Genomic DNA, 13377 nt, shown 5'->3' on the forward strand with positions numbered 1-13377 from the left:
GCATGGCGATCGTGTACCGGGTAGTACGTCAAAAGTACGCCGACCGACCTCTGGATACCACAGGTACTAGACTGTACGGTGGACGCTGGAATCCGCCGGGCGTTGGAATCCTTTACACGGCAGAGCATCCGGCCCTGGCCTTGGTGGAGATTTTGGTCCATCTTCCACAGGTACCTTATACCAGCCTACCTCGGTATCAGCTTTTTAGTGTAGAAATACACGACGACAGCCTCAAGGTACTACCGGCAGACCAGCTACCTTCTTACTGGAACGACAACAGCTATGCACGCAGTCAGACGATTCTTGCAGAGTGGCTACAACGGCCCGATGTGTTGGCCCTAGGGGTACCTTCCTCCGTAATGCCCGATGGCACCAACTACTTGCTTCATCCCGCGCATCCTGGGTACCTCTCTCTTCGGATCATCGACGAGAAACCACTGGTAATCGCCCCTCGTTTGTGGCCTTAGCTTCTATTTTCAAGAAACAGCTACAATTCCTCTCCCTTTGGCAACTTCCTTAGTAAGTACCTCTTGTTTGTTTTTATTCTTCCTAAATCAAAAAGGATTCGATCCCTGAGGTACCCTTTCGCTTTCCCAAGTACCTTTTTACGATGATCCTCTTAAAACTACCTCCAAAGGTACCTGGCGTAGCCTCAGGGCCGAAAAAACGCTATTTGAAAATTTTTTGAGAAAAAATAGGATTAAAATTGATTAACTTTCTCATTAGTATATAAACGCCCCAACTGTCTGCGCGGGAGGTACCTTTCTCAATACGTAAGCCTGGTTCTGTGATCACGAAAACACAAAATAGCAGCCTTTGGAATGCCTTTCGCGGCGGCGATCGGGATTCGTTCCAGCGTATATACCAGCTCTACGTCAAAGAGTTGCTAAGCTATGGGCACAAGATTACGAGCGACGTGCAGCTCATTGAAGACAGCATCCATGACCTGTTCATCGAGCTCTGGCAAAGCCGAACCAACCTCAGCGAAACCGACAGCATCAAGTTTTATTTATTTCGTTCATTGCGGAATAAAATCAGCCACCGTCACCGCCGTGACGTCCTTTACCGGGCCTCGGACGTAGCTCACTTCATCGAAAGCCTGGACGAGTTTTCGTTCGAAAAACAGCTCATCGAGCACGAAGGCCAGGAGCAGCTGCTCCGGCAACTCAAGAAAAGTTTTCAGCTCCTGAGCCCGCGCCAGCAGCAGGCCCTCGACCTGCGCTTTGCCCAGCATTTCAGCAACGAGGAAATCGCCCAGATCATGGGCATCAACTACCAGTCGGCCTGCAAGTTTATTTACTCTGGCCTGAAGGTACTTCGGGAGGCCGTGCGGATATTTTGCTGGGGACTTGCGTACTTAACCATCACGTGCTAAGGGATATGCATTACTACCAATACAATGCCGAAGACCTGGCCGCCGACGACTACTTCAAAGAGTGGGTGTGTGCACCTACGCCCGCCACGGAGCGGTTTTGGCAGGACTTCCTGACCGACTACCCCGAGCGCTACTACCAGGTAGAAGAGGCCCGGCGGCTGGTGGTAGGCCTGCAGGAAGTACCCCGCGTGGCGGTGTCGGACGAGCAGGTACATCAGCTCTGGGAGCGGATCGAGGGCTCGCTGGAGCGGGCGAAAGTACCCCGTTTGGGGCGGTGGCCGGGCCGGGCCTGGCTGGCCGCGGCGTCGCTCGTGCTGCTGCTGGGCCTGGGCTGGTGGTGGCAGGTACCTTCGGTCCCGCCGCTGGCCGCTGAAAGTACCCCCAGCTCCGCCGATTGGACCGAGGCGGTCAATAACGCGGGCCAACCCCTGGAAGTACAGCTCACGGACGGCAGCCGGGTACTTTTGGAAAAGAACAGCCGCCTCAGGTACCCCCGCGCGTTTGCGGGTACTTGCCGCACGGTGTACCTCACGGGCGAAGCGTTTTTTGACGTACAGAAAAATCCTCAGAAGCCTTTTTTGGTGTATGCCAACGGCCTCGTGACCAAGGTGCTGGGTACTTCCTTCCGGATTCAGGCCCGCAGCCAGGACCCCGACGTAACGGTGGTGGTGAAGTCGGGGCGGGTGTCGGTGTACGCCGATAAGCCCAGCCCCACCCAAGACCCCGAAGCCCACGGACTGGTACTTACGCCCAACCAAAAGGCCGTTTTTCAGCGGGAGCAGGCTACCATCAGTAAGTCGTTGGTCGAAAAGCCGTCGCTGCTAATTCCCAGCCGTCCGCTACGCCTTTTTGTATTTGAAGACGCCACGGCGGCGCAGGTGTTTGAAGCCCTGGAAAAAGCCTACGGGATTCGGGTCGTGTTTGACGAAGAAGTGATGAAAAACTGCCGCCTGACGCTCAACCTGTCTGACGAAGACCTGTATCAAAAACTGGAGGTAATTTGTAAGGTACTTGAGGCCAAGTACAAGCTCATCGACGGGCAGATCATCCTGTACAGCCACGGCTGCGATACGTAGAGAAAATCCTTTTTATCCACCGAATAAACTACCCCTGAGCGGAGGCGAAAAAAAGCATCAGCAGTGGTCGCAACACTACTGATGCCGGTTTTCCTCCGGTTTGCACCGCGTGAACGTGACCCGCTTGCTGGCAAGCGGGTCCGGAGGTTGCTTTTGCTTAATCACTCACAAAAACGCCTAAACCTAATGAAAAAACCAGTACGTTTCAAATCATTGTGCTATCACCTAATGAGAATCTCACTGATTCAGTGCCTTTTAGGGGTGATTTTTACGGGGGTGTCGCTGGCGTCTGATGCCAACGCCCAGGAGCTGCTCAACCAGCGGGTTTCGTTGAAATTGGAGAACCAGGAAATCCGCAAGGTACTGGGGGCCATTGAGCGGCAAACCAACGTGAAATTTGCGTACCGGCCCAAGGTACTTCCTACCGACCAGCGCATTACGCTGGTAGCTGCCAACGAGTCGCTGGCTGAGGTACTTGAGAAGGTAACCAAGCCACTCCGGTTGCGCTACGAGGTAGTAGGCCAGCAGATAATCCTGAGTGCCGAGCCCAGTTCGGCGACCCCGGCAGCCCCGCAGACGGGGAGTATAACCCGGGAGGTACTGGTACCTACCGACCAAACCGTGTCGGGCCGCGTAACGGACGAAACGGGCGCGGGCCTGCCCGGTGTGAGTGTGATCCTGAAAGGTACCCAGCGCGGCACTGCTACCAATGCCGAAGGAACTTTCCAGCTTACAGTACCCGACGGCCGGGCCGTGCTGGTGTTCAGCTTTGTGGGCTACACGAGCCAGGAGGTAGCCGTAAACAACCGCAGTACCCTGACGATCTCGATGGTGCCCGAAAACAAGGCGCTGGAGGAAGTCGTGGTAACGGCCCTGGGCATCAAGAAAGAAGCCAAAAGCCTGGGCTACGCCACGGCCACGGTGGCTCCCGAGGAAATGACGGTCAACCGCACCGCCAACTTCATGAATGCGCTGCAAGGTAAAATGGCGGGCGTGAACATCACGTCGCTGGGGTCGGGTCCGGCGGGTACCAGCAAGATTCGGATCCGGGGGCAGTCGTCGTTTGGGGGTAATAATTCGCCGCTGATCGTGGTGAACGGGGTACCGATTGACAACACCAACTTCGGGGCCAAGGGCGACGTCTCCGAGCGCGGCAGCAACCGTACTTCCGACGGCGGCGACGGCCTCAGCAGCATCAATCCCGACAACATCGAGTCCATGACGGTACTCAAAGGCGCGGCGGCTTCGGCCCTGTACGGCTCGCGGGCCAAGGACGGCGTGATCATGATCACCACCAAAACGCGCGGCACGGGCACGGGCATTCAGATTGAGTACAACTCCAATTTTACCTCTGACACCCCCCTGGACTACACCGACTACCAGTACGAATACGGACAGGGCGAAAACGGCCAGCGGCCCACCACGCCCAACCCGACCTCCGGCCAGTGGAGTTTCGGGGAGAAATTTCAGCCCGGTATGACGCAGATTCTCTTCGACGGCGTAGAGGTACCTTACGTGCCCCAACGCAACCAAATAGGCCAGTACTACCAGCGGGGTCACACCTGGACCAACACCGTCACGCTGTCGTCGGGCGGGGAGTTTGGCGGATTCAACCTTTCGCTCTCCAACCTCGACAACCGCACCATTCTGCCCGGCTCGAGCTATAACCGCAAGACCGTGAACCTGGGCTTTACCCAAACCATGGCCAAGAAACTCACGGTGTCGGGAAACGTCAACTATTCCAATGAGTTTCGTAAAAATCCGCCCAACATCGCCGAGCAGGATTACAGCCCGGTGGTACTTTTCAGCATGGCCAACTCCATGCCGATGGATTTGCTGAAGCAATACGCCACTGACGCCAACGGCAACGAGTACGTGTGGTCGCGGTTTACGAATCGTACCAATCCCTACTTTGCCCTCACCCGCTTTGACAACATTGACACGGATCGCGTTTTTGGCAACCTCACCGCCCGCTACAACTTCACCGACTGGCTCTTTTTCCAGGGACGCATCGGGCAGGATTTTTACTACCGCGAGCAGGACTACAACCTGCCTACGGGGAGTCAGCGCCAGCCACCCGCGCCTCCCGGCTTTGTCAACGGCCAGTACGTACAGGATTCCCGCAGCTTCCGGGAGTTGAACACCGATTTCTTGCTGAACGCCAACCGTACTTTCGGAAATTTTGGAATGAACGTCAACGTGGGCGGGAACCAGATGTACCGGAAACTCAGCCGCCACAACGTTTTTGTCCAGGATTTCTTTACCCGAGGCCTGTACACCATTGGCAACAGCCGGCAGCGCGACCCCATCTACGAAATTACCGAGCGGCAGGTCAACTCCCTTTACGGCTCGGCGGAGGTGTCCTATAAAGAATTTTTGTTTCTGAGTGGTACCATTCGTAACGACTGGTTCTCAACGCTCTCGCCCGAAAACCGGAGTATCATGTACCCTTCCGTGACGGGTAGTTTCGTTTTTTCGCAGGCCTTTTCGGCTTCCCTGCCCAACTGGATCACCTTCGGGAAAATCCGGGCGGCCTACGCCGAGGTAGGTAGCGACACCGACGTATCACCCTACGCCAACAACCTGTTCTACGGCATCAACGCCCAGCAGTTCCCCAATCCCAGCGGGGCAGCGCAGCCCTTGGCCAGCATCAGCGGCTCCTCCGTACCCAACCCCAACCTGCGCCCCATGCGGGTGTCGGAGAAGGAGGTAGGTCTGGAACTGAAGCTGTTCAACAACCGGCTGGGGCTGGACATGACCTACTACGACAAACTCTCTTCCGACCAGATCCTGCAAGCCCAAACCTCCGATGCGTCGGGGTACCTGAGCCAACTGATCAACGTGGGCAAGAGCCGCAATAAAGGGTTGGAAATGCTCCTGACGGTTTCGCCCGTGCGGGGGGATTTCAGCTGGGACGCCAGCTTCAACGCGGCCTACAACATCACCCGGGTACTTGACCTGGGCGACGACGTCAGCGACAACATGATCACCGTGGGCGTGGGTGATTTTACCGGCGAGCTCCGGCAGGTGGTGGACCAGCCCATGGGCCAGCTGTTTGGTTTTGGGTACCTGCGCGACGCCCAGGGGAGGCAGATTTTCGATGCGGGTAACGGACGGCCCTTGCGTACACCCACCCAGATCGCTTTTGGCAGCGCCATTCCGCTGTGGGTAGGAGGAATCACCAACGGCTTCAACTACAAAGGGTTGGCCATATCGTTCCTGATCGACTTCAAGCTGGGCCACAAGATGATTTCGGGTACCAACCACAACGCCTGGCGGCACGGCCTGCACAAAGCGACCCTGGTGGGCCGGGAAGAAGGATTTGTGATAGGGAATGGCGTGAACCAAAACGGCGAAGTAAACAGCACCAAGTCGGGCGTACAAGCCTACTACGAGACGGTACGTTCCCAGAACATCGCCGAGGAGTTTGTGTACAACGCCGGGCTGTGGCAACTACGCCAGGTGACGCTGGGTTATGACTTTACGCGCCATCTGTCCGGCGCAACGCGTTTTATCAAAGGCGTCCGGCTCAATGCGGTGGCTAATAATGTGTTCGTCCTGAAAAAATGGGTACCTAACATCCATCCCGATCAGTTCGGGTTTCCTTCGGACAACCTGATGGGGCTGGAGGCCACCGGGCTACCCGTGACGCGCAGCGTGGGTTTCAATTTGAATGTTAAGTTTTAGGCCATAAAATCCAAAACGATGAAAACGTATACCAAAAAATATACCCTCGGCTGGGTAGTGGCCCTGATCCTGCTATCGGGCTGCGACCGTGGTTTCGACGAACTGAATATCAACCCGATCGCGCTGGTTACGGTCGAGCCTTCCTTTCAACTCAATACGGCCATCGTGGCCAGCGCGCCAGTGTACGGCAACCTCAGCTACGAGACCACCATCGTGAAGCAAATGATCACGCCCTTCAGCGGGCAGGGGTCGGCGGCGAATTTCAACCAGGACAACCGGGGCGTGGCCGCGGGCAACTGGACCCGCTACTACCGAACCATCATCAAAGAGCTGACCGACGTGGTTTATCGGACCAAGGATGACCCCACGCGCACCAATCTGTACCACATGACCCGGATCTGGAAAGCGTATTCGTTCATGATCCTGACCGATACCTACGGCGATGTACCTTACAACGAAGCCGGGAAAAGCTACCTCGAACGCATCGTGACGCCCGTCTACGACACGCAGGAGGCCATTTATAACGACATCCTCAACGAACTCGAAACGGCCACCGCCGCGCTGGATGCAAGCAAGACCATCGTGGCCAGCGATGTACTGTACGGAGGGGATATTGCCAAGTGGAAGCGCCTGGGGAACTCGCTCTTGCTGCGAGCCGCCATGCGTCTTTCCAAAGTAAACCCCACCAAGGCGGCCCAGACGGTGGCGAAGGCCGTAGCGGGGGGCTTGATGCAGTCCAACGACGACAACGCGATTATCCGGCACACGGCCAGCTTCACCAACGACGTAGGCAGCCAGCTCAACGGAGGGCAGTCGGCTTTCTTTTACCTGGCCAAAGACTTTGTCGACTTTCTGAAAAGTACCAGCGATCCCCGCCTGACGGCCATTGCAGTACGGTACGTGGGCGCTACCAGCGGAGCGCAGCAGGCCGAAGCCCGCGCCAACCGCACCGCCGACAGCCAGATCGGCATGCCGCTGGGCTTTGACAATACTACGATTGGTTCGGCCGTGACGGCTTCCGGGCTGGCCAGTCTGTGGGACTACAGCCAGCTGGACCGCACCCGGATGGCGCACCCGCAGGCCCCGAGCTTCCTGGTGACCTACGCCCAAACCCAGCTTCTGCTGGCCGAGGCGGCCCATCGGGGCTGGACTACCGGCAACGCCGCCACGCTCTACGCCAACGGCATCCGCGCCCACATGCAGCAGTTTGTGCGCTACGGTACCAGCACGGCCATTGCCGAGAGCGCAATCACCAACTACCTCCAGGCCCACCCGCTGGAAGCAGGCAAGGAGCTGGAGCAAATCAACACCCAGTACTGGGTGGCGTCTTTCCTGATTGGCCCCGAAGCCTGGGCCAACTTCCGCCGCAGTGGGTACCCGGTACTTAGCCCCAACCCCTATCCGGGAAGTGATTTAAGGTCAGAGCCTTTCATTCGTCGTCTTACGTATACCGATGCCGAACTGAACGTCAATTCGGCCAATGTACAGAGCGCCATCAGCCGCCAGGGGCCCGACCTGCTGGATACGCGCGTGTGGTGGGATAAAAAATAAAACATGAAAAATCTGAAAAAACGGCTTAAAAACGGCGAAGCCGTCACCGGTTGCTGGTTGAATCTGGGTAGTTCGCTGACGGCCGAGATCGTGGGCCAAGCCGGATTCGACTGGGTACTTATTGACCTCGAGCACGGGGCCGGGTCCGAGAAAGACGTTTTAGCCCAGCTTCAGGCTTTGTCCAACAGCCCCACCGCCGCCATCGTACGGGTGGAAAGCGCCGACCGGCAGCGTATCCACCGCGTATTGGACATGGGCGCCGAGGGCGTGATGTGCCCCCGGATCTACAGCGCCGAAGAAGCCCGGGCCGTGGCTAGCAGCCTCAGGTACCCGCCCGAAGGTACCCGGGGGGTGGCCAAGATGGTGCGGGCCACGGATTTTGGAAAAAATTTTGACGCCTACTACCAGGAAGCCAAGGATAACATCCTGGGCGTCGTGCAGATCGAAACGGTGAAGGCACTGGATCAGCTGGACGAAATCGCGGCGCTCGACGGGGTCGATGTACTTTTCATCGGCCCCGCCGATCTCACCATGGCGCTGGGGATTTTCGGGCAGCTGGACCACCCTCGCTTTGTGGAAGCCGTGAAAGCCACGGTGGCCGCGGCCGAAAAGGCCGGTAAAGCCACGGGGATTTTGCTGTTCAATACCGACGACTTCACAACTTACTACGACCTGGGTATTCGGATGATTGCCTGCGGGGCGGACGCCACCTTCGTGGCCGACGGGGCCCGGCGCGTAGCGGGTATTTTAAATCAATCCAAAGCCACCTTCAATCCAAAAGACGTATGAGTACACCCGCTTTCTGGGGCGATCCCCTTTTGCTACTGGTTGTTGGGGTACTTATTGTGGTGGGTGGTATCATTGCGTTGCGGCTGAATCCATTCCTGGCCTTGCTGCTGGGGGCTTTCGTGGTAGCGGCCCTCACGCCCGCGGCGGCCATCGAGCAGTACGCGCTAGGCAAAGGAATGGCGCTGGATGCCGCCCGGCAAATGGCTACCCGCAGCATCGGCGAGCGCATTGCGCTGGAGTTTGGCAATACCTGCCGCCAGATCGGTATCCTCATCGCCATGGCTTCGATCATCGGTAAATGCATGCTCGAAAGCGGGGCCGCCGAGCGGATCGTGCGGTCCATGCTGCGGCTGACGGGCGAGTCCAAAGCGCCGCTGAGTTTTCTGGGAGGTAGTTTTTTTCTGGGCATTCCCGTGTTCTTTGACACCGTTTTCTATCTCATGATTCCCCTGGCCAAGGCCATGGCGATGCGCATTGGCAAAAACTACCTGCTGCTGGTCCTGGCCGTTACGGCGGGCGCGGCCATGGCCAACTCCCTGGTACCTCCCACGCCGGGGCCGTTGTTTCTGGTCAGTGAAATGCACATCCCCATCGGTATGATGATGATCGGGGGCTTTCTGGTGGGGCTGGTGACCATTGCGGCGGGGTACCTGTTTGCGCTCTGGGCCAACCGCAAATGGCCCATTCCGCTGCGCGATTCGCTGGACGCTCCCCTACAAGACATCGCGTCGCTCTCGACCCAGGGCGACGCCCACCTGCCGCCGCTGTGGTTTTCGCTGCTTCCCATTCTCATTCCGTTGGTGTTCATCAGCGCCCAGGCCAGCCTGGATTCGTTTACTACCGAAGCTACGGCAGGTACCTCGGCGTTGGTCCAGACCGTAACGGACGCTCTGCGGTTCTTGGGAGAAAAAAATACCGCGCTGGTGATGGGTGGTCTGGCGGCGCTGCTACTGCTGGTGGTGCAAAAGAAGGGCGACAAGGAACTGATGCGGGCCTCGGTGCAGGCGGCCCTGATGAGCGCCGGGGTCATTATCCTGATCACGGCCGCTGGCGGAGCCTTCGGCGGCATGCTCCAGCAAACCGGCATCAGCGCCCGGATCGGCGGCCTGACCAAAGACTACCAGATGGCGCTCATTCCGCTGGCCTTCTTCATTACGGCGGTAGTACGCACGACGCAAGGGTCGGCCACAGTAGCCATGATCACGGCCTCGGGTATTCTGGCCGGCATGGCCAACACCATGCAGCTGGAGTACCACCAGCTGTACCTGGGGCTGTCCATTGCCTGCGGTTCCAAGCTCATTCCCTGGATGAACGACAGCGGCTTCTGGATCGTGTGCAAGATGAGCAACCTGACCGAAAAGGAAGCGCTTAAAACTTTTTCGCCCATGCTTACCGTCATGGGATTCGTGGGCCTTTTCGTCATCCTTATAGCGGCCAAGATTTGGCCACTCGTATAAAATACAAGTACCTATCAAACGATTTGTAATGGAAAAAGTAGGATTTATTGGCTTAGGAATCATGGGCAAAGCGATGGCCCTTCATCTGCTAAAAGCGGGGTATTCGCTCTCGGTATTGGAAAAAAACAAAGCGGCCCAGGAGCTGGTCGAAGCGGGAGCGCAGGCTTTTGCTACCAATAAAGAGATCGCTGAGCAGAGCGACGTCCTGATCACGATGCTGCCGGACTCGCCCGAGGTAGAAGAGGTAGTGCTAGGGGAGGAGGGTGCCATGGCGGGCCTGCGGGCCGGATCGCTTTTCATCGACATGTCGACGGTAGCCCCGGCGACGGCCCGAAAGCTGGACGAGCTCCTGCGGGAAAAGGGCATTGAGGCGCTGGACGCGCCGGTGTCGGGTGGCCAGGTAGGGGCCGAAGCGGCCACGCTGTCCATCATGGTGGGGGGAAGCGAGTCGGCGTTTGAGCGGGCGCGGCCGCTGTTGGAGGTCATGGGAAAAAACATCGTCCACATCGGTCCGGCGGGAGCCGGGCAAACCACCAAAGCCTGCAACCAGATGATCGTGGGCATGACGATCCAGGCGGTGGCGGAGGCTTTTGCGCTGGCGCGGAAGTCGGGCGTGGACCTGGCCAAAATGCGGGAAGCGCTGCTGGGTGGTTTTGCCCAAAGCCGGATCCTGGACCTGCACGGCCAGCGCATCATCGACCAGAACTTTAAGCCGGGCTTCAAGGTGAAGCTTCACCGAAAGGATATGAACATTGCCTTACAAACGGGCCGGGAGCTGTCGGTACCGCTGTACGGATCGGCTCAGGTAGCGGCCCAGATGGACGCGCTCCTGGCGCAGGGCAAGGGCGAGCTGGACCACAGCGCGCTGGCCTTGCTGATGCAGCAATTGAGTAATTGATCACCTAAACCATTTTTCTACGATGAAACGGGAAAAATTTATTAAAGTCATCGTGGCGGGCTCGGTAGGAGCCGCCGCTCTGGGGCCTACGTTTAGCCGGGCCGAACCCCAAGCCCCCCGCAAAGTACTGATGAAGGTGGGTTGCCAGTCGGGCGGTACTTCGGTCGAAAACTTGGAGTTCAAGGCCCGGCACGGCGTTTATAACCTGGACGGCGGCGCCCCCCGTATCATCCCCGGCAAGGGCTGGGACCTGGAAGATTCCCTGCGGAAGCGTGAAGCCTGCGAAAAGTACGGCATCAGCCTCGACGCCTACCACTGGCCGCTCACCTCGGCGGGGATCGACAAGGTGGAGTACCCCAACATTATGCTCGGCAAAAGTCCGGAGCGCGACCGCGAGATCGAAATCCTGCAACAGATGATTCAGGTGGCGGCCAAAACGGGCGTTCACCTGCTCAACTACAACACCACCATCCTGCCGGTACTACGCACGGGCCGCACCATCGACCCTAAGCGCGGCAACGCGTCGTACAGTACCTGGAACTACGAGGAGGCCCTCAAACAAAACGCGCCCAAGACCGTGGCCGGAGACGTTTCCATCGAGCAGATGTTTGAGCGCATTACCTACCTGCTCGACCGGGTACTTCCCGTGGCCAAGGAGTATAAGGTGAAACTGGCCAACCACATCGCCGATCCACCGGCGCCGGTAGGGTACCGGGGCATTACCCGCTGGAACAGCCCCGATGTATTTGCGGGCATCAAGCGGTTTGCTCAGCTGTACGACAACGAGTACCACGGCTTTAATTTTTGCATTGGGTCCATTGCCGAAGGACTGAAAGATCCCAAGACAGAGATCTTCCCCATCATTAAGTGGGTAGGGGAGCGGAAGCAGATTTTTAACATTCACCTGCGCAACATCAAAGGCGGCTGGAACAACTTCCAGGAGGTCTACCCCGACAACGGCGACATGAACTTCCTGCAGGTGATGCGGGCCCTGCGCGACGTGGGTTTTTCGGGCATGGTTATGCCCGACCACGTACCTACCCACGCCGATACCAGTAGTAGCGGGCAGGCTTTTTCTTTTAGCTACGGCTACATCAAAGGGCTCCTCCAGGCCGTATCCGACGAGGTAGCCTGATCAGTACCCCTTGGGGTGCTGTCCGAATTAGTTTCAATGCGAATTATTTTTCAGTTATGAATCCGAAGATCAATGCCGGCTATCGGGCCGGACCCAAAATCCGGGACATTATCATTACGCCCATTGCTATTATAGACCCGCCGCTGTTGAACGCGGCGGGTTTGCACGCGCCCTACGCCCTCCGTACCGTGCTGGAGGTCGTTACGGACGATAATATTTCGGGAATCAGTGAAATTCCGGGCAATAGTGCCATTGATGCGGCCCTGGCCGCGGCCAGCCAGTTGATCATTGGCAAAGATCCCTTTCATCTCAACGAGATCCGGCAGGTACTTACGGCCTATTTCGGGATCGAAACCGCCGCCCAGCGCGGCCATACGCCCTGGGACCAGCGGAAGCTCGTCCACGTGTTCAGTGCCATCGAGGTGGCGTGCCTGGATATTATTGGCAAAATGACGGGTCGTCCGGTGGTCGATTTCCTGGGCGGAAAAATGCGGGATCGGGTACCTTTTGCTGCCTATCTTTTCTACAAGTACGAAGGCGCGGGCGGCCAACTAGGCTTTGGTACCGACTCCGCAGCGCAGGGCTGGGACGCCGCCCGGCAGGCGCAGGCCCTCACGCCCGACGAAATCGTGGCGCAGGCGCGGGCCATGTGCCAGGAGTTTGGTTTTCAGTCGATCAAGCTCAAAGGGGGCGTGTTAGAGCCCCAGGCCGAGGTAGATGCCATGTTTGCGCTGCGCGAAGCCTTTGGCCCGGAGGTACCTTTGCGCCTGGACCCTAATGCCGTCTGGCAGCTGGACACGGCCATCAAGTACGGCAAGCAGCTGGAGCCCATTCTGGAGTACCTGGAAGACCCCGTGCGCGGGCAGCACGACATGGCCGCCGCGCGCAAGGCGCTCAAAGTACCCCTGGCTACCAACATGTGTACGACCTGCTTCGAGGATATTCTGAGTAGTATTACGCTGGGTTCGGAGGATATTATCCTGAGCGACCACCACTTTTGGGGCGGATTGCGGGCGTCGATCACCCTGGCGGGTATCTGCGAAACCGCCGGGCGGCATTTGTCCATGCACTCCAACAGCCACCTGGGCATTTCGCTGGCCGCCATGGTCCACCTGGGCGCGGCCTTACCCTCGCTGCCCTACGCCCTGGACACGCACTACCCCTGGCAGTCTGACGAGGTAGTACAGGGCGGTCGGTTTGTGTTTGAAGAAGGAGCCGTGCGGGTACCTGAAGGTCCCGGACTAGGCGTGGAGCTGGACCGGGTGGCGCTGGCGCGGTTGCACCAAAACTACCTCCAGTGCGGCTTGACCTGCCGGGATGATTTGGTAGAAATGCGGAAGAAGCAGCCCGACTGGGAGTTTCAGCTGGTACGCTGGTAGTTTTAAAAAGTACCCCTTAAGTACCCTTCG

10 protein-coding genes are annotated in these 13377 nt (G+C 57.9%); all 10 read left to right on the top strand.

The genetic code is table 11. The features are described from left to right. The first annotated feature begins 2 nt into the window (after positions 1-2). The 10 genes from HNQ92_RS26265 to HNQ92_RS26310 all read left to right on the top strand — a co-directional run bounded on the left by HNQ92_RS26265 (position 3) and on the right by HNQ92_RS26310 (position 13347). Positions 3-467, top strand: coding sequence for an RES family NAD+ phosphorylase (locus HNQ92_RS26265; protein ID WP_184179106.1), 465 nt, complete (start codon positions 3-5; stop codon positions 465-467). A 320-nt stretch (positions 468-787) separates the two neighbouring features. Further along, complete coding sequence (locus HNQ92_RS26270) at positions 788-1375, top strand: sigma-70 family RNA polymerase sigma factor (protein ID WP_184179108.1); 588 nt, start codon at positions 788-790, stop codon at positions 1373-1375. A 5-nt stretch (positions 1376-1380) separates the two neighbouring features. After that, the gene (locus tag HNQ92_RS26275) at positions 1381-2451 is read left to right on the top strand and encodes a FecR family protein (protein WP_184179110.1); all 1071 of its coding nucleotides are present in this window, start codon (positions 1381-1383) and stop codon (positions 2449-2451) included. Between the two features lie 228 nt (positions 2452-2679). Further along, positions 2680-6138, top strand: a complete 3459-nt coding sequence (locus HNQ92_RS26280) for a SusC/RagA family TonB-linked outer membrane protein (RefSeq protein WP_246440890.1) — start codon at positions 2680-2682, stop codon at positions 6136-6138. An 18-nt stretch (positions 6139-6156) separates the two neighbouring features. Then, a complete protein-coding gene (locus tag HNQ92_RS26285) occupies positions 6157-7689 on the top strand; it encodes a SusD/RagB family nutrient-binding outer membrane lipoprotein (RefSeq protein WP_184179114.1) in 1533 nt (510 codons plus the stop codon). A 3-nt stretch (positions 7690-7692) separates the two neighbouring features. Beyond that, a complete protein-coding gene (locus HNQ92_RS26290) occupies positions 7693-8478 on the top strand; it encodes an HpcH/HpaI aldolase family protein (RefSeq protein ID WP_184179116.1) in 786 nt (261 codons plus the stop codon). After that, complete coding sequence (locus HNQ92_RS26295) at positions 8475-9935, top strand: GntP family permease (protein ID WP_184179118.1); 1461 nt, start codon at positions 8475-8477, stop codon at positions 9933-9935. The genes HNQ92_RS26290 and HNQ92_RS26295 overlap by 4 nt, the downstream gene beginning before the upstream one ends. A gap of 13 nt (positions 9936-9948) precedes the next feature. Then, positions 9949-10833 carry a 2-hydroxy-3-oxopropionate reductase gene (locus HNQ92_RS26300; RefSeq protein ID WP_343063050.1) on the top strand — a complete coding sequence of 295 codons (885 nt, stop codon included), beginning with the start codon at positions 9949-9951 and terminating at the stop codon, positions 10831-10833. A gap of 22 nt (positions 10834-10855) precedes the next feature. Then, complete coding sequence (locus tag HNQ92_RS26305) at positions 10856-11968, top strand: mannonate dehydratase (RefSeq protein ID WP_184179122.1); 1113 nt, start codon at positions 10856-10858, stop codon at positions 11966-11968. A gap of 56 nt (positions 11969-12024) precedes the next feature. Continuing rightward, entirely contained in the window at positions 12025-13347 is a 1323-nt protein-coding gene (locus tag HNQ92_RS26310) for an enolase C-terminal domain-like protein (protein ID WP_184179124.1), read from the top strand. Positions 13348-13377 lie beyond the last annotated feature (30 nt).

The organism is Rhabdobacter roseus, from assembly GCF_014202275.1.
GTDB lineage: Bacteria > Bacteroidota > Bacteroidia > Cytophagales > Spirosomataceae > Rhabdobacter > Rhabdobacter roseus.